The sequence below is a fragment of the Ulvibacter litoralis genome (assembly GCF_900102055.1).
In the GTDB taxonomy this organism is placed as follows: domain Bacteria; phylum Bacteroidota; class Bacteroidia; order Flavobacteriales; family Flavobacteriaceae; genus Ulvibacter; species Ulvibacter litoralis.
This window is the reverse complement of record NZ_FNBA01000010.1, coordinates 1-19,003: the sequence shown is the minus strand read 5'-3', so window position 1 is coordinate 19,003 and position 19,003 is coordinate 1. Positions and strand designations below refer to the sequence as shown.

Genomic DNA, 19,003 nt, shown 5'->3' with positions numbered 1-19,003 from the left:
ATAACTATTATTTATTTTCGTTGTCTAATAATTGGCTGAGTGCTTCTAATGTTGGAACAAGTACCAGTCTAGCTTTACTACCTTCAAAAGGACCTACAATGCCGGCAGCTTCTAATTGGTCTATAATTCGACCAGCTCTGTTGTATCCTAATTTAAGTTTTCGTTGTAAAAGCGAAGCTGAACCTTGTTGTGCTATTACCAAAACTTCGGCGGCTTCTCTAAACATCTTATCTCGTTCGTCAATGTTATTATCAAGATTTGTGCCAGCTTCTTCACCAACATATTCTGGTAAAAGATGCGCATCTGGATAGGCTTTTTGGGCTCCAATAAATTCGGTGATATCTGCAACTTCTGGTGTGTCTACAAAGGCACATTGCAAACGAATTAAATCGTTTCCTTGGGTGTATAGCATGTCTCCACGACCAATTAATTGATCTGCGCCCGAACTGTCTAAAATAGTCCGAGAATCTATCTTACTGGTTACTCTAAACGCGATTCTTGCAGGGAAGTTGGCTTTGATAATACCTGTAATAACATTTACCGAAGGTCGTTGAGTGGCTATAATTAAATGAATTCCAATGGCGCGGGCTAATTGTGCCAAACGAGCAATAGGGGTTTCTACCTCTTTTCCTGCTGTCATAATTAAATCAGCAAACTCATCTACTACTAATATGATATAAGGTAAAAAGTGATGTCCGTCGTTCGGATTTAATTTTCGAGCTTTAAACTTAGTGTTGTACTCTTTAATGTTACGCACCATTGCATCTTTCAGCAAATCGTAGCGATTGTCCATTTCAATACAAAGCGAGTTGAGCGTATGCACTACTTTGGTGGTATCGGTAATAATGGCCTCTTCGGTGTCTGGTAATTTCGCTAAGAAGTGACGTTCAATTTTATTGAAAAGGGTAAGCTCTACTTTTTTCGGATCTACCAATACAAACTTTACTTCTGCAGGATGCTTTTTGTAAATAAGCGATGTTAAAATGGCATTTAATCCCACCGATTTTCCTTGTCCGGTAGCACCTGCCATTAACAAGTGAGGCATTTTTGCTAAATCGACCACAAAGGTTTCGTTGCTAATTGTTTTACCCAAAGCCAATGGAAGTTCCATTTCGGCATTTTGAAATTTCGGTGATGCAATCGTAGAACGCATCGATACTGTTTTTGGGTTTTTATTTGGTACTTCAATACCAATCGTTCCACGTCCTGGAATAGGCGCAATAATACGAATTCCGAGAGCTGAAAGTGACAATGCAATATCGTCTTCTAGGTTTTTAATTTTTGAAATGCGGACCCCAGCATCTGGAACAATTTCGTACAATGTTACTGTAGGACCTACCGTAGCTTTAATACTAGCAATTCCAATTTTATAATTGTTTAGTGTTTCAACAATACGATTTTTGTTTTCTTCAAGCTCTTCTTGGTCAATTGTAATGCTTCCGCCCGTAGTGTGGTCTTTTAATAAATCGATGGTTGGAAACTTGTAATTACTCAGGTCTAATGTTGGGTCAAATTCGCCAAAATCTTTCACCAATTTATCGCTCAAATTCTCCGTGACTACTTCCTCTTCAGCCACTTGTTCTACTTCCATGGCAAGGTCGCCTTCGACATCCGATTTTAATATAATTTTTTCAAGCGGTGGTGTAATTTCTTTTTTTATGGGTGCTTCGGAAGGTTTTTCGGAAACTTCTACGACTTCGTTTTTTAACGGAACTTGTTCTGAAATTGGATCAGCTTCTTTTGTTTTCGATCCTTCTGAAGGTTTTGCGTTCCCTTCCGAAGAAAAATCAGAAATCACCTCTTTTTTAGTTCGTTTAAAGGCTGCTATCACAAGTTCTGGTGTAATTTTTAATCGAATGACTAAATAGACAATCAGTAAAAATAGCATAACAAAAATAGTACCTATTAGCCCTAAGTAGTCTTGTAACAAATCGTTTATTTCAAAACCAATGATTCCGCTTAGTAACGAGTTCTTTTCAGCAAAAAAACCAAAAAGCATCGAAAACCAGAGCATGACTAAAATACCCCAAAACCAGAATTTTTGTAACTGCTTTTTAGCGTAATCAAAGAAAAAGTAAACACCTGTTAGGGCAACTAAAAAAGCAAAGATAAGGGCAGAAATCCCTACACCTTTATAGATAAAGAAATGACTAACATTGGTGCCGAATTTATTAAGCCAGTTTTCGGTTTTTAACTCACGGTTATTTACCTCGCCAATGATACTATGGTCTGCTTGCCAAGTAAAAATATAGGATATAAAAGAGAAAAATAAGGCAATACCTAAAAAGAAAAGAAAGCTACCCAACACTATTTTTTGTTGTTTGGTGAGCGTAAAATTAATTTCTTTACGTGGGGTCTTAGTTTTTTTAGATGTTGCGGTCTTTTTTTTGGCCATGTAGGATGGGTTCACTTTCAGCAAAAATACAATAACAAAACGTCTCTAGCTATAAAATATTTTCTAAAAAAAGAAGATATTTTCAAGATAAGAGGTTGTACTTAATTTTGAGGTTTCCTTCTGTTTTCCACTGTATCCAGCCTTTTCCAACTTTTTTAAAATCAGAATCTAACAAAAGTACCTCCATCCAATCGCCTTTTATCTTAACAGGACGCATAAATTGGTGTGGGGTAGTGGTTCTACTTGAGGTTTTAAAGTCGCGCGTATAAACAACTGAATTGTTGTTGTTTAAAAACTCGACAGAATTGACTCCTAATAAAAATTCGGGCCAATACATTAGTTTTCCAGCTTCTTTAGCAACATAGGTGGTTTGTTGTGTTTTTTCGTTTACTACAATTTCTAGAAAATCTTGAGTGATGCTTTTAACACTAAAGTACAGTATTCCGTAATCCATTTTTAGAATTTTTGGAACAAGCCAAGGTGGAGCAGTAGCAATTTCGAAATCTTGATGCTTTGTTTGTTGAAATGTAATGCTGTCGTATGGTAAATGATTTTGTAAAGATTTTTCTAAGTTCAGGTTTCCGAAGAAGTAAAGCGTTTTATTTTCATGCCAATTTGGAGTGAAAAAACCCATGGTTTCTTGTGCGTTTTGAAGCGACGATTTGGATGCTATTGACTTTTTATTGGTACTGAGGTGTGCTAAAACCTTGGTGTTTGAAGGTATTGTAGGTGTAGGTTTAAATTGATTTTCTGTTTCTTGTTGCTTCATATTTCGAAGCTGGTATTCGTTGTATTTAAGACTGGATGCAATTAGGATTATAATTAAAAGAATCCAGTTTATTTTTTTTAGAAGAGTTGGTTTTAGTACAGTTGCTATAAAAAACGAGCTTATAAATGCAATACTTCCAAACAGTACGCCCCAACCTAAAACAATAGCGCCTCCAGCAAGTCCTTGGTTCTTTCCTGCCTCGATGGCGCTTGCGAAATGCAAACCAATTATAAAAAAGCTAAGGAGCATTAAAAAATAAAATATAATTTTGAAAGGTTTAAAAAATTCTTTCATCACTATTAGTTTAGAAAAGATTGATGTTTTCAGTAACGATTTCGCCTTCTTTAATATCTAGGGTAAAGATTTCTTTTCTGCGAGAGAATTTACCGCTAACGACTGTTGCGGTAACTTCGTAACGCCCTGGGTTTAAATTGAATTCTCGAGGGTTGTTTGCTTCGGTTGTATATGTTCTAGAAACATAGACAATTTCGCCTGAGCTAATGTTTTTAAAGGTAAGAGTCGCATCAATAAGTGTATTTCCTGAGTGTACTCCAACAATTGCTTTTCCTGAATTAAAATTATGTGTGAATAGTGCGGTTTCATTAGAGTTTACTTCAACATTATCAAAGGTTTCTTTGATGGTTGCTCCTCGAATATTTAAAGCCGTAACCTCTATACAATACGTTCCTGGATTGATTTCTATAATTGCAGGTTTTCCGTACGATCGAGCGTTGGCAACTTCGTTTCCATCAGTGTCGTACACTCGTGTAATAGACTCCCAATCTTTTTGATTGTTTGAAATGTACATTGAAATGTTACCACTATCGAAACTGACACTTTTTGTTACGAGTCCCTCGTCAAAAACTTCCACATTTAGAACTTGTATTGGAGTCACCTGACTGTCTTCAGAAGGATATACTTTTAAATTGTAGATACCTGCTGGGACTTTTAAGTAGGTTGTGTCTCCAAAGGTTCTTCCTTGTGCTATTTCAGTATCCGTTTCCGAAGAAAATACTCGTACTAAACCGTCTGTTGGTCTTTGGTTTTTTTCGGTATAAACACCTAGATTTCCGTCAGGTTTATCTACAGTTTCCGAAGTGGCATCGTATAATACTTTGCTAAGTTCGCCTGTATCGAAAGCGTCGTAGTAATTTCCTTCTCCTTTAGAGGCAGCACAGCGTAATTGATTTGTTTCTTCAGATTTAAGTCCGAACCCTATAATGTGTAATTTAAATTCAATTCCTTCTTTTTTAGCAAATTGAACCACTTCGCAAATATTCCCTCTACAAGATTCTATACCATCGGTTATTAATATAATGGTTGCTCTGGTATTTGTAGTGCGAAGATTGTCTATTACTTGGCTAGCAGAGTAGGCGAGTGGAGTTCTTCCTGTAGGTTGTAGTTGTTTTAATGCTGAAATGACATCAGATTTGCTTCCTGTTTCTTGGTTTACTAGAAACTCAACATCGTTACAGCGTCGCCTTTTACGGTGTCCGTAGGCTACTAATCCTACTTTTTGTTTTTCTGAAAGATTTGTTACTGTGGTTGCAAGTACTTCTGAAGCGATATCCATTTTTGTTCTACCCTCAATTTGCCCTCGCATGGAGCGACTGGCATCAAAAATGAAAATTATAGGGGATTCTACTTTATGGTCTTGAGCATGTAGGGAGATAGCAAAACCAATAGCGCAAATTATTAGTGCTAATCGCTTCATAATCGTATCTTAAGCTTATTTCAATAACAGGAATAAAGATACTCAAAAAAAAAGACGGGGCTAAATAAACCTTCTATAAACTATAAAAATTTGGGAATGTAAATAATGCAGCCTATTGTTATGGCTGCGATTGCTGCGAAAAAAACAGCCCCTGCTGCGACATCTTTAATGTATCCAATTTTGTTGTTAAAGTCGGGATGTACAAAATTTGCAATTTCTTCGGCAGCGGTGTTAATGCCTTCAACACTCATAACTAGCCCAATAGCGCCCACTTGAAACATCCATTCGGTATTGGATATGTTAAAATACCATCCAGCAATGGTTACAAGAACAGCAATTGTAGCTTGTACTTGAATACTAGCTTCGTTCTTAAGTAGCATCCAAGCTCCTTTAAGAGCGTAGCCACAACCTTTAATTCTTTTAGCTAGAAAAGATGAATTTTCCTTCATTTTGTAGGTTTTGAAAAGAGAAGTTTTTATGAAATCTCTTTAATAATGACGCTTTAAAGGTAAAATTTAATTTAAAATAAGGTAAAAAAAGCGGTAAACTAACTTATTTACCGCTTTCGTTGTTTTATTTTAATGCTTTTAGTGCATTATCGTAATTTGGTTCTTGACCAATTTCAGGTACTTGTTCGGTGTATAGCACTTTGTTGTTTTCATCTAGTACAATTACAACTCTAGAGTGCAATCCTGAAAATGCGCTTTTTGAAATTTCTAACCCATAATTTTTTCCGAAAGAACCATCTTTAAAATCGGAAAGCATTTCTACATTTTCTAATCCTTCCGAAGCACAAAAACGACTTTGAGCAAAAGGTAAATCTTTAGAAATACATAAAACCTTTGTGTTGTTTAGGGTTGAAGCTTCTTCGTTAAATTTTCTTGCTGAAGTTGCACAAACACCTGTGTCAACACTTGGGAAAATATTTAATACTTTTCTAAAACCATCATAATCTGATAATGATTTTGAAGACAGATCGTTTGCTGTTAATGTGAAATTTGGAGCTTTTGAATTGATTTCAGGAAGTGTTCCTATGGTTTCTGCGGGATTTCCTCCAAGGGTGATATTTGCCATTTTTGTTGTTTTAAATGAACTATAAAATTACACAATAAAGCAATAGTTTTTAATTAAATAAATCACAAAAAAAGCCCATTTCTATTTAAAGAAACAGGCTTTGATTTTAATCAAACTTAACTTAAACAATATTTTAATTTAGTTGCTCGCTTAAATACGTAGCAACACCTTCACGATTTGCGTTCATTGCAGTAGCACCTTCTTGCCAGTTAGCAGGACAAACTTCACCGTTTTCTTGAACGTGTGTGTATGCATCTATTAAACGTAAAAACTCACTTACATTTCTTCCTAAAGGCATGTGGTTAATGCTTTCGTGAAAAACAGTTCCTTCTTCATCTATTAAATAAGTAGCGCGGTATGTTACATTATCACCATCTACTAATACATTTCCAGTTTCTTCGTCGTAACGCTCATTTGTTACATCTAAAATACCAAGTTGAGAAGATAGATTACGGTTGCTGTCTGCAAGAATAGGGTATGTTACACCTTCAATCCCACCGTTGTTTTTTGGAGTATTTAACCAAGCAAAGTGTACTTCTGGAGTATCACAAGAAGCTCCAATTACAATTGTATTTCTTTTTTCAAATTCTGAAATAGCAGCTTGAAATGCGTGTAGTTCAGTTGGGCAAACAAAAGTAAAATCTTTCGGATACCAGAAAAGAATTACTTTTTTTCCTTTAGATTTAGCCTCTTCAAGAATGTTTATTTTTTGAGTAATACCAGTTTTGTCTGTTGCGTCAACAGTTAAATTTGGGAATTTTTTTCCTACAAATGCCATAGTTCTGTGATTTGAAATTTTTACTTTTTTTAAATAAAAGTAACAGCACAAAGTCTGCTAGTTTTACGAGGGTGCAAAATTACAAATTCAATTCACTAAAATGAAGTAAAATAGGCTTAAAGTTTTGTGAAATTTAAGGGGTGATAATTAGTTTAGTTTTTCCCAGATAATTGCTTGATTTTTATTCTGAAACCAGCGAAAATTAAAGTTGTAATAGGGCTCATCCAGTTAAAAAAGGCATATCCAGCGTAAGAGAGCGTGTCTACGCCTAAAACTCCACTTTGATAGGCTCCACAGGTGTTCCAAGGTACTAACACCGAAGTAACGGTTCCTGAATCTTCTAATGTTCTACTTAAGTTTTCAGGAGCTAGTCCTTTGTCTTTAAAAGCTTTTGCATACATTCTACCTGGTATAACAATAGCAAGATATTGATCTGAAGCAATTGCATTTAATCCTACACAGCTTATTACAGTGCTAAAAAATAATCCGAAGATAGAATCGAATAAGTTTAAAACCGCATTGCTGATTCTAGAGAGTGCACCAATCGCATCCATAACACCCCCAAAAACCATTGCACAAACAATAAGCCAGATTGTGTTAAGCATCCCCGACATTCCTCCAGAAGAAAATAAATCATTTAATTCTTTGTTTGAAGTCTCAACAGCGGTATCAATAGTCATGGCATTCATCACTCCTTTATATCCACTTAAAAGTGTTAACTTATCAGCGCCAGTAATCGATTTTACTATTTCTGGCTGAAAGATAAGAGCAAAGATTCCTCCTAATAATGTACCCGCTAATAAAGCAATTAAGGGAGGTGTCTTTTTTATAATAAGTACAATCACAAGTAATGGAACAATAAATAGCCAAGGGCTAATATTAAAGGCATCTTTGATAGCAACCAACATTGCCGAAGTATCTGTAGTTCCTTGAACGTCAATACTGAAACCAATAATGATGAATATGATTAAAGTGACTACAATAGTTGGGACTGTTGTGTAAGTCATGTATTTAATATGCGAAAATAACTCTCCTCCCGCCATTGCAGGTGCAAGATTGGTCGTGTCGCTTAAGGGTGACATTTTATCTCCAAAATAAGCACCAGAAATAACCGCACCTGCCGTCATACCTGGGTTAAAACCTAGAGCATTTCCAATCCCTACTAACGCAATACCAACAGTTGCAGAAGTAGTCCAAGAGCTTCCTGTAGCTATAGAAATAATGGCACAAATAATAACACAAGCTGGTAAAAATATAGAGGGTTTTAATAATTGTAACCCATAATAAATCATAGAAGGAATAATTCCACTAATGAGCCAAGTTCCTGCTAATGAGCCTACAAATAGCAAAATTAATAATGCACCTGTTGTAGAACGTACATTTTCGGCAACCTCGTCAATCATTTGCTTGTAGTCAACTTTGTTAAAAAAGCCTACAATGGCAGCTACTGCAGCTCCTAAGAGTAAAATAAATTGATTACTACCGCTCAAAGCATCATCTCCAAAGGCATAAAAAACGTTTAGAAATAGCATAATTACTAAGGCGGCAACAGGTATCAGTGCTTCCCAAATACTTAACTCTTTGTTTTCCACAATGTTTTCGTCTTGAGGTTCCTTAGGATGTATGTCTTGGCTTTGCATGTAGTGTTTTTTGATATGTAATGTTACGATTTTGTTAGGCTATCTGCAAATTTCATTTTAATGAACAACATGGGGTTTATATTGATATTATGTTGAGTAAGAATGGTCTTTTATAGGAAAATACGAACTCATTATCGTGAAATTTGAGTCATAACCTCTTAATTTTTAACAGTCAAGATGCTTTTTAGCGATGAATAATGTTTTTTGTCGAAAAAAATGATTTCAATTTGCTGATACGTAGGAATTCTTACATGCAAAAGATAGATTTGCGCTACCAAATTAATTTAGTAACCTATGAAAAAGATTTACCTACTAGGACTTTTTATAATAAGTGTGTCTTTAAATGCGCAAGTTGGAATCGGTACGACCGATCCAAATTCTCTTTTAGATATACCCGCTTCAAATGCAAGTTCACCTTCAAGTACTGATGGAATACTAATTCCTCGTCTTGATGCACTTCCAGCCACAGACCCTTCCGATTCGCAACATTCGATGTTGATATACTTAACGACAACTTCTGGTGTGTTTTCACCAGGATTTCATTATTGGGATAAAAATGTTGGGGTTTCTGGTGAATGGGTTCCTTTGTCTTCTGAAAAAGGATGGTCTATTTCTGGAAACGACAATACTGTAAATGGCACTCACTTTTTAGGTACTACCAACTCGCAAGATGTTGATTTTAGAACCAATAACGTTATTCGTGCGCGATTAACCCAGAAAGGTCAATTGGAATTAATAGATGATGGTAAGTCCATTTTTATTGGTGAAGAAGCTGGGGAGAATGACGATCCCACGCTAGATAGTAAAGATCATCAAAGTGTATATATTGGATACCATGCTGGACGTACTAGTACTACAGGAAGGGATAATGTCGCTGTCGGTTTTAAATCCTTAACAGCAAATACAAATGGTAATTTTAACACTTCAATTGGAGATGAAACAATGGAGAATAATACTACCGGAGAAAAAAATGCTGCTTTTGGGAACGATGCATTACGTGCTAATACAATTGGTAGTAATAATACTGCTATAGGGCAGGATGCTATGACATCAAATGTTGCAGGTGATAGTAATACTGCTATAGGAAATGTTGCGCTTTCTAAAAATGATGGAGGAGATGAGAATACGGCAATTGGAGAAAGTGCTCTTGAAGAAAATGTAAATGGAAATAACAATACTGCAATTGGAAAGAATGCTGGGAATAGTATTGTGTCAGGTTCATCAAATACTATAATTGGAAGCTTTTCGGACGTAACAAATGGGAACGATTCAAATGTAGTTGCAATAGGAAAAACGGCAACTGGTAAGGGAAATAGTAGTGTTGCCATTGGTGATACTGCAAATGCATTAGATGTTTCTTCTATTGCCATAGGAACAAATGCATCAACAACAAATAGATCGGCTATTGCAATTGGAGAAAGCTCAGATGCACTGGAATTTGGAGCCATAGCAATTGGTCGTGATTCTGATGCATCGCATTCAAGCTCTTTAGCAATTGGATACAATGCAGATGCAACAGCAAATAATACAACAGCGATGGGCTATGGTTCTGTAGCTTCAGCAACACGAGCAACAGCTTTTGGTTCTACGAGTAAAGCAACAGCAAATGATACTTTTTCAGGAGGAAATGGTGCTAATGCATCTGCAGCATATGCAACAGCAATAGGAACAAGTAGTAATGCTTCTGGACAACGTAGTGTCGCTGTAGGATATTCTAGTGCTTCAGCAGGGAATGATGCGGTAGCTTTTGGACGCTCGGCAGTAGCTTCTGGGGCAAATTCTACAGCAGTCGGAGATCATACAACAGCATCTGCAACAAAATCAGTTGCTTTCGGACATATATCTAACGCTAGTGGTAATTTTTCAATGGCATTGGGGTATAATGCCGATGCGGATGGGGCAAATGCTTCCGCAGTTGGACAAAATAGTATTGCATTAGCAGATCAAAGTAGTGCTTTTGGAGTGTACGCGGAAGCTAGAGGAACTACAAGTACTGCAATTGGAGCAAATACGGAAGCTTCTGGAACCAATTCAACAGCAATTGGAAATGGTGCTACCGTAAGTGGGAATAATGAAATTGTATTAGGAAACAATGCAGTAACTAAGGTTACAACAGCAGGCTCGATGCGTGCTAGTAATTTTGTTTCGAATACGACTACCTATCCAGATTATGTATTTGAAGATTTTTACACAGGTACTTCGGAAATAAATTCTGAGTACAAATTTACTAGCTTAGAAGCTGCTGAAGCTTTTGTAAAAGAGAATGGACATCTTCCAGGAGTTAAGTCATATGAAGAAGTAAAGAGTAACGATTTCGAATTAAACATCACAGAAACTTCAGTTAAAAACCTAGAAAAAATTGAAGAGCAGTTTTTATACATTGTTACGCTAAACAATAAGGTAAAAGATCAGGATCAACTTATTTCAAATCTTTCAGAAAAAGCTCAAAAACAAGAAGCTGAAATTTCAGAATTAAAAGTATTAGTACTACAATTACTTGCAGATAAAAAGTAATAGTAGTCTATATAAATTTTTATAAAAAGCCTGAACAATCTGTTCGGGCTTTTTTGTAGCTATTGGGTATAATTCAAAAGCAACCTCAAATAATAATGCGGTGGCAATAGGTTCAGATAGTGCTTCTTCAGGACAAAATAGTATTGCCTTGGGAATAAATTCAAATGCTAGTGCTCAAAATAGTGTAGCTATAGGGTATAATGCTAAAACATCTCAGAGTAATGCTATTGTTTTAGGAGATACTAACTCGGCTAATGTTGGGATTGGCACAAGTACTCCGAATACGAATACAAAATTAGATGTAAGCGGAAACTACAAACTAGGTGAAAATGGGAGTATCCAAAAAAACCTAATCAGTTTTGATGTATATCCTTCAATAAGCATGGGAAATACAGTTCCAGGGGCAAGCCAAATAATTCAAATAACAATTCCGAGCACTGCTAGACCTTCTACTACAAAAGCAACTGTTGTAGTAACTCCTGCAAATAATTTTAATGATGATTTTTCAATTTCTTGGGCGAAATTGTCAAATACGTCAACACTTAGGGTGAAAATAGTAAATTCTTCTTTAAGCACAGCTAGTGTGTATTCGGGGCATTTTTATGTAACGATTCAAGAGTTTTAAAAGATACTAACGACATTACTTTTAAATTCAAAAGCCGTCTATTAAAAAAATAGACGGCTTTTATTTTTTGAATAAACACCTCAGAAGGTGTTGGTAGTTAAAGTGTTAATTGTTGAGTGTGTTATAGATACTTCTTTCTTAAATGCGACTGTCAATTTCAGAGCTTCTAATTTGATTCACATAAATGTGTAGCCATAAAACTCATAATGTTAAAATAGGTTGTAATCAAGGATTCACTAAAAAAATATCTGTTTCACTAATTTTTTTGATGAGCTATTTATAAAATAAATACTTTGATCCTGTTTAAATTAAACACTAGATAAATAGCGATTAGGCTACTAAAAAAATTGCACTTACAAGTGCTAAGATTTAAATACCTAACTTTAAAATCTATTAACCTAAGAATCGAAATTAATACTATTGAAGCTTGCCATTTTTGCATTATAATTAACACGCGAATTAATGATTAAAAAATTACTCCTGCTTTTTTTCTTTTTTACCATTTCGGCGCAAAGCCAAGAAGATCTATTTTTAAAATCACTAGATACGTTACTGTCTTCTCAATTGAAACTTAATGCAATAGGATCTGAAATTTCAAAATTAGTATACGCAAATCCAGAGAAAGCGGCCATATATGCACTCGTTTTTGATTCTATTACAACAATAATTCCTACTCCAGAAAATAAGGTAGACGCCTTAAATTTTAAAGGGATGGCAAGTCATGCTACTCAAAATTATGAAGATGCTATCGCTCAATATCTTGATGCCGTTCGTGTTATAGAAACAAACAAACATGACGATCGTCTCGCTCAAGTTTACAATAACCTTGCAGCGAGTTACAACATACGAGGAGATGCGAAAAAGACGGAAGAGTACTTTTTAAAAGCGATTGAGGTAGCAGAAAAAAAGAATGATAGTGTATGGTTGTCTAGCGCAAATAGTAACCTTGGTGTTCATTATAACTCGCACGAACAATATGGCAAAGCCGAAATAGCCTTTAAAAATTCACTGCCCTATTTTGAAAATAAAAAAGACTCTATAAATGCGGGTGTTATCTACATGAATCTAGGGAATGCACAATTACCTTTAGGTAAAAATGATGCAGCAATTGCTAGTTATAAAAAGTCAATAGAGTTAATTCCATATAAAAAAGTACCTATTGTACATTCCGTAGCACAAGCTGGGATAGGGATGGCGTTGACCCATCAAAAAAAGTATGAGCTTGCATTGCCCTATTTGAAAAAAGGGAATCAAATAGCAAGGGATATTAAGTACACTGAGCAAATTATGGAAACCAATAATGCGCTTGCCGACTACTATGCAGAAACACGAAATTTTGAAGAAGCCTTTAAACTTTCAGTAGTATCGCAACAGTTAAAAGACAGTGTCCTTACTATGACACAAGATAAAAATATGGCAGATGCACTTGTTAAGTTTGAAACTGAAAAGAAAGATGCGCAATTACAAGTTTTAGAGTTAGAGAAAGAGAAGTCTACGCAACGCCAAATATTACTTACTGTTATCGCTATTAGTGTAATTTTGATAGCGAGTTTAATTGGTTTTTCTCTATATCGAAATAGAAAGAAAAATGCACTTTTGGCTAAGCAAAAAACAATTTTAGAAAAGACGCTGGACGAAAAAAATATTCTTTTAAAAGAAACACATCACAGAGTAAAAAATAGTTTTCAAATGGTGTCTTCTTTGCTTCAATACCAATCTCATACTGCGAAGGATAAAGAGGCGAAAATAGCTATTAAAGAAGCACAGAATCGAGTACGTTCTATGGTGTTAATTCATCAAAAATTATATAGTAAAGACCAATTAGTGGGTATAGACAGTAAAGAATATATAGAAGATTTTACAGAAGACGTAATACGTAGCAACGAGTTTAGTGCGCACAAACTTAAGTACACACTCGATTTAGAATCTTTAGTGATAGATGTTGAAACGATAACACCTATTGGACTAATTTTAAACGAATTATTGACGAATGTTTTAAAACACGCATTTCCAGAAGTTAACGCTGAAAGTCTAGTTCATATAAAATTTTTGAAAGAGAATGATACCCTAGTGTTGGTGGTTAGTGATAATGGAATAGGGATTAATGGTGATAGAAGTGAAGATTCATTTGGGTTAAAACTCATTGAAACATTAGCGAAGAAACTTAAAGGAGAATTGAGCATTGAAGCAAGTATGCCTAAAGGAACTATTGCGACATTAACAATGCAACGATTTACTATTTTATAAAAAACAAATGACTCAAAAAAACGCTTCACGCGCCATCCGTATTTACATTGTAGAAGACGAGCCATTAATTGCTGAAACAGCAAAAATGTCGTTAGAAAGTCATGGCATACGGGTACTTGGTATTAGCGAAGGTTATGATGAGGCATTGAAAAACATACAGGCACGACAAGCAAATATAGTTTTGCTGGATATTAATCTTGAGGGTGAAAAAGATGGTGTAGAACTAGCAAAATCCTTAGAAAAATTAAGTATTCCTTATTTATTTTTAACCTCACAAACAGATCCTTCGACATTAGCAAGAGTTAAAGAAACCAATCCGTTAGGTTTTATAGTAAAACCCTTTACGGAATCTGGATTATTGAGTAATATAGAATTAGCATGGCATAAAATTTCATTAGAAAAAGAGGAGTACATCATTATTAGGTCTGAAGGCGAACGTGTAAAACTCAATCAAGCTTCCATTCTTTATTTAAAAGCTTTTGATAACTACTGCTACGTAGTTACTAGCGAAAAAGAATACCTGATTCCGCATACGTTAAAAAGTACTTCGGAAAGTTTAAATTCTGAAATTTTCAAGAAATCACACCGTTCTTATTTGATCAACACCATTAAAATAAAAGGCATAAAAAGTGATGCTGTTTTAATTGAAGATAAAGAAGTACCATTGAGTGATACCTACAAAAAAAAGATTGAAAGTTTACTGTAACCTTTAGTGAAGACGTTTCAGTATATCAAGTTGAAAAAGTTCAAAATCTTTAAGCATTCTTTACAGGGATTCAACTTCACTAAAAAAAATCCCGTTTCACTAAAAAATTTCAATCTACAACTATTTCATTTTTAGATTTATACTTCTTAAAATCTCACAAAAATGAAAAAACAACTACTACGAGTAATCATCTTGTTTATTTCAGCAATAAGCATTGCCCAAAACGGTATCAACTACAAAGCCTTAGTTAAAGATGCAAATGGTGATGTAATTGCAAATCAAGCTATCACAATACAGTTTCAAATACTTAAACAGGCTACTGTAAATGTGTATCAAGATACTCACAATCCAACTACAGATGCCAACGGAATCGTTATTGTAAACATAGGCGAAGGCACGGTGAATAGTGGTGATTTTTCAATTATTGATTGGGGGAGTTCCGAGTATTTTTTAAATGTGCAAATGGATACTGGGGCTGGGTTAGTTGATTTGGGGACTACACAATTTAATAGTGTACCGTACGCACAACACGCTAATACAGCAAATACCGTAAAAACTCCTACACTCTTAGAACCGTATATCTTAGGAGCTTCTTCTCAAGTAAGTAACGGGAGATTTCAATTTAATGGAAAAACTGGTTGGCAAGCAGCCAATGAAATGTGTAAGGCAAGTTACCCCAACGAGCCATATGCAAGGGCATTTACTAATGAACAAATAACCCAAGCTATACTCCTAGAAAATTATTCAAATATTCAAAACTACAACTCCGTCTATTTTTGGTCCATAACATCTTCGACAATTCACGGTAGTATATTTACAAACACTTCAGCAGGTAATAACGGCGCAAATCTCGGTTTTAATTCTAGTGAATATGCACGCGGAATAAAAGGGATTATACTTTTTGATTATGAAACACCACTCATAAATGGCGGAGTTATTATACCACGTTATTTTAATGCTGAAGCCAATGCGGTATTAAGTAATCAATTTCCTTGTTTATGTGGCACATACAAAGTAATTAACTAATTAAAAGAAACTTATGAAAGCGCTATTTACATTTTTTTCATTATTATTTGTACTTGTTGGTATTGCCCAAAACGGCATCAACTATAAAGCCTTAATTAAAGATGCAAATGGTGATGTAATTGCAAACCAGGCGGTTACTATCCAGTTTCAAATACTTGAAAACGGGACGACTAATGTTTATCAAGAAACACACAACCCTACTACAGATGCAAATGGTATTGCCATTGTAAACATAGGCGAAGGTACAGTAGATAGTGGTAATTTTTTAACCATAGATTGGGGCGGAGTGGAACACTTTTTAAATGTGCAGGTTGATACTGATGATGGTGCTGGATTAGTTGATTTAGGGACTACACAGTTTATGAGTGTGCCGTATGCCTTATCTGCGCAATCGGCAAAAACATCTGAGGATAACTCTAACTTTATAGAGCATTATTTAAACACTGCCACAGTACCTACAAGAGAAGAAAAATCTCCAGATTTAATTATCACTATGGATTATTCTTTATATAGAGACACAGTCCCGATAGACCATCAAAAATTATTGGATTTATGTGGTGATGATAATGGTTGTAAAGTAACTGTCATAATGAAAGATTATTGGCAGGGTGGTGCTATTGGTAGATCTGCTGCAAGAACTGCTACATTCTTTTATTCCTCAACACCTCAATCTGGAACATATTTTATGTATGTTGTAGATGAAGATCCTGAAAACAACGGTAATGTAGGCCTTGACAATGATAACACTATAAGTCATATTATTAATGCTTTTGACGCATGTTATCTTACAGACTCAATTTTTGTGAACGGTGCTAGTTTGGGTGATGAGGATGTTGGTTTGCATTTTCTTTATTGGACTGCTTATACTAATTCAACTGCTACTATCAAAAAGAAATGCATTTGCAGGATTGAGGATTAGAAAAAGATTTTATAAACATTAAATAAACTAAAATGAAAAATTTATATTTATTTATTGTCGCCTTATTTATTTCAGCAACAAGCATTGCGCAAAACGGGATTAACTATAAAGCCCTTATTAAAGATGCTAATGGAGATGTGATTGCAAATCAGTCTATTACGATACAGTTTCAGATATTGAAAGGTGGCGCCACAAATGTGTACCAAGAAAAACATACTATTGTTTCAGAAGATAATGGAACCATCACTGCAAAAATTGGTGAAGGAATTATAGATAGTGGTGATTTTTCAGTGATAGATTGGGGAGACGAAGATCATTATTTAAATATAAAAGTAGATATAGGAGATGGGTATGTAGATTTAGGGAATACACAATTTAAAAGTGTTCCATATGCTTTAGTAGCTGCTAATGTACATGGGCTAGAAAAACTAGATGAAGGTAATGGAGTTGGTTACAGATTGAAAGATAAGTTAGCAGGTTATTATGGTGACATTGGTCTTAATGCAATTGATGTAAGTTATAGTAATACTTCGTCAACAGATCATGGTGCTACAGGATCTAGATCTTTTACCGCTGGTTATAACACTGTAGCTTCAGGACTGGCAAGTACCGCTGTTGGTTTTGAAAATGAGGCAACAGCTTCTAGCGCTACTGCCTTAGGGTATAGAACAAAATCTGATGCAGTTGGTAATGTAGCTGTAGGAACTTATAACATTGGTGGCGGAAGCCCAACCTCATTTAATTCTGCAAATCCAATATTTGAAGTTGGGAATGGTCTTAGTTCTGGAGCACGTAGTAATGCGTTAACTGTATTGCAAAATGGTAAAATTGGTATTGGTAAACACACAGGAATGGATGGGATAGTGGAAATTAACGGTAATAGTACAGGGAATGAACCACAACTTGCACTTATAGAAGATAACGCAGGGTATTCAAGGTTGAGGTATAAAAACACAAACAGAAACGGTGATGACTATTGGGATATTGCTGGATTCATTGGAGAAACCACGGCTAATGATAAACTCAATATTTTTAATAGTGATGCGGGTGATATTCTAACGGCTACAGGAGATGGTAAAGTGGGTATTGGTATATCTAACCCAACAGAAGCTTTAGACATTGATGGTAATATAAAGGCAGATGGAATACAACTTAATACAGGTGCCAATAGTGGATATGTACTCACCTCAGATGCAGACGGTACTGCAAGTTGGCAAGCTCCTACCGGTGGTGGTGGAAGTAGTGCAAATTGGATTGAAAATGGTAACAATGTTTATACCGCACCGAATATTTTTGTAGGGATAGGAACTACAGATCCAACAAGTAAACTACATGTAGTTGCAAATACTCGAATTGAAGGTGATCTTTGGGGGTCTTCCACCTCAGAAGTAACACCTGCAATTAGAGGGCAATCAGTAAATATGACAGGAGTGAGAGGGGCATCAACAAATGGGTATGGGATTGAGGGTTTAGGACACATAGGAGGTAATTTTATTGGTTATACTGGAAATGGAATTAATGTAGATGCTAATTCTGAAAATTCTCAAGCGGTATATGCGAGATCTTGGGGTGAGAATGGTATTGGCGTGTGGGGTATTTCTGTAGCTACAACTGGAGCAGGTATAGGTGTTAGAGGCTCAACATCAAGTCCAGATGGTTTTAGTTTTTTTGCGAATGGTGTCGGTATTAGTTATGGTGAAGCTTCCTCTAGACGATGGAAAAGTAACATTGTTGAAATTGATAATGCTTTGGAAAAATTATCAAAGATTAGAGGTGTTTATTATGACTTAGATGAAGCACATGGTGGTAAACACGATGTAGGGATGATTGCTGAAGAGGTAGGAGCGGTGCTACCAGAAATTGTTACGTATGAAGAAAACAAAGTAGACGCCATAGGAATGGACTATAGTAAAATGACACCGTTATTGGTTCAAGTAGCGAAAGAGCAACAAAAAGTAATTGAAGCTGAACGAGCAATAGTTGCTCAATTAAAACAACAACTTCAGGTAATGACTACAAAATATGAGACTTTAGATACTCGTCTTTCAGCCTTAGAAATGGGTGCTAATTACTCTGCAAATACTACTGTCAATAAAATTTCAGAAGAAAAAAAATAATTACTTCCATAGGTTTTAAGTTAGAGCGCTGTCTTTGGGGAAGGATAGCGCTCTTTGTAGCCTTTCACTAAAAAAAATCCTGTTTCACTAAGAATTTTCAGAATGAAACTCTTTCATTTCTAGATTTATACTTTCCGAAGCAGTGCGTCTTTTTAAGAAATGCTTCAGGACTGACAATAACGAATGATTGTTAATATATAATCGGGATGCGTCTCATTAAGTTAAGGCTCATCCGACTTTGGAATCTCTTCATTAAGAGTTGCTTACACGAATTAATTTAAAATGAAACCAATGAAACTAAAATTCACATTATTGAGCATGCTTTTGGTGTCTTTCTTCGGAATGGGGCAAAGTATCGAGAAATTTAGTATTGATAGTGGAGGGGCTTCCGCAAGTGCCGGAAACATTCAAATACTCTATACCCTTGGAGAAGTCAATGTACAAGAACGCAGTGCTGGCAACATACAAGTTTCTGAAGG

At 35.5% G+C, this 19,003-nt stretch carries 14 protein-coding genes and 1 pseudogene; 8 read left to right on the top strand and 7 right to left on the bottom strand.

The window, feature by feature from the left end; translation table 11 throughout:
* Window positions 1-7: 7 nt before the first annotated feature.
* The 7 genes from BLQ00_RS16375 to nhaC all read right to left on the bottom strand — a co-directional run bounded on the left by BLQ00_RS16375 (window position 8) and on the right by nhaC (window position 8,370).
* Window positions 8-2,395 carry an FtsK/SpoIIIE family DNA translocase gene (locus BLQ00_RS16375; protein ID WP_093145400.1) on the bottom strand — a complete coding sequence of 796 codons (2,388 nt, stop codon included), beginning with the start codon at window positions 2,393-2,395 and terminating at the stop codon, window positions 8-10.
* 82 nt (window positions 2,396-2,477) lie between these two features.
* Window positions 2,478-3,458: a hypothetical protein gene (locus tag BLQ00_RS16370; RefSeq protein ID WP_093145399.1), complete on the bottom strand. Its 981-nt coding sequence runs from the start codon at window positions 3,456-3,458 to the stop codon at window positions 2,478-2,480.
* Between the two features lie 10 nt (window positions 3,459-3,468).
* A complete protein-coding gene (locus BLQ00_RS16365; RefSeq protein WP_093145398.1) occupies window positions 3,469-4,878 on the bottom strand; it encodes a vWA domain-containing protein in 1,410 nt (469 codons plus the stop codon).
* Between the two features lie 80 nt (window positions 4,879-4,958).
* On the bottom strand, window positions 4,959-5,327 hold the full coding sequence (locus BLQ00_RS16360) for a diacylglycerol kinase (RefSeq protein WP_093145397.1): 369 nt from the start codon (window positions 5,325-5,327) through the stop codon (window positions 4,959-4,961).
* Between the two features lie 124 nt (window positions 5,328-5,451).
* Complete coding sequence (gene tpx, locus BLQ00_RS16355) at window positions 5,452-5,952, bottom strand: thiol peroxidase (protein WP_093145396.1); 501 nt, start codon at window positions 5,950-5,952, stop codon at window positions 5,452-5,454.
* A 133-nt stretch (window positions 5,953-6,085) separates the two neighbouring features.
* Window positions 6,086-6,730, bottom strand: a complete 645-nt coding sequence (locus BLQ00_RS16350) for a peroxiredoxin (protein ID WP_093145395.1) — start codon at window positions 6,728-6,730, stop codon at window positions 6,086-6,088.
* Window positions 6,731-6,882: 152 nt separating this feature from the next.
* Complete coding sequence (gene nhaC, locus BLQ00_RS16345) at window positions 6,883-8,370, bottom strand: Na+/H+ antiporter NhaC (RefSeq protein WP_093145394.1); 1,488 nt, start codon at window positions 8,368-8,370, stop codon at window positions 6,883-6,885.
* A gap of 294 nt (window positions 8,371-8,664) precedes the next feature.
* Between nhaC and BLQ00_RS16340 the strand changes: the two genes are divergently transcribed.
* The 8 genes and pseudogenes from BLQ00_RS16340 to BLQ00_RS17485 form a co-directional block, all read left to right on the top strand.
* The gene (locus tag BLQ00_RS16340; protein ID WP_093145393.1) at window positions 8,665-10,884 is read left to right on the top strand and encodes a hypothetical protein; all 2,220 of its coding nucleotides are present in this window, start codon (window positions 8,665-8,667) and stop codon (window positions 10,882-10,884) included.
* Between the two features lie 37 nt (window positions 10,885-10,921).
* Window positions 10,922-11,509: a hypothetical protein gene (locus BLQ00_RS16335; RefSeq protein WP_093145392.1), complete on the top strand. Its 588-nt coding sequence runs from the start codon at window positions 10,922-10,924 to the stop codon at window positions 11,507-11,509.
* A gap of 462 nt (window positions 11,510-11,971) precedes the next feature.
* Window positions 11,972-13,756, top strand: a complete 1,785-nt coding sequence (locus BLQ00_RS16330) for a tetratricopeptide repeat-containing sensor histidine kinase (RefSeq protein ID WP_093145391.1) — start codon at window positions 11,972-11,974, stop codon at window positions 13,754-13,756.
* A gap of 7 nt (window positions 13,757-13,763) precedes the next feature.
* Entirely contained in the window at window positions 13,764-14,462 is a 699-nt protein-coding gene (locus BLQ00_RS16325; RefSeq protein WP_093145390.1) for a LytR/AlgR family response regulator transcription factor, read from the top strand.
* A gap of 162 nt (window positions 14,463-14,624) precedes the next feature.
* Window positions 14,625-15,488, top strand: coding sequence for a hypothetical protein (locus BLQ00_RS16320; RefSeq protein WP_093145389.1), 864 nt, complete (start codon window positions 14,625-14,627; stop codon window positions 15,486-15,488).
* 13 nt (window positions 15,489-15,501) lie between these two features.
* Window positions 15,502-16,407: an Ig-like domain-containing protein gene (locus tag BLQ00_RS16315; RefSeq protein WP_093145388.1), complete on the top strand. Its 906-nt coding sequence runs from the start codon at window positions 15,502-15,504 to the stop codon at window positions 16,405-16,407.
* Between the two features lie 32 nt (window positions 16,408-16,439).
* Window positions 16,440-18,524 carry a tail fiber domain-containing protein gene (locus tag BLQ00_RS16310; protein WP_093145387.1) on the top strand — a complete coding sequence of 695 codons (2,085 nt, stop codon included), beginning with the start codon at window positions 16,440-16,442 and terminating at the stop codon, window positions 18,522-18,524.
* A 291-nt stretch (window positions 18,525-18,815) separates the two neighbouring features.
* A pseudogene (locus tag BLQ00_RS17485) lies at window positions 18,816-19,003 on the top strand (hemagglutinin protein); the annotation flags it as partial.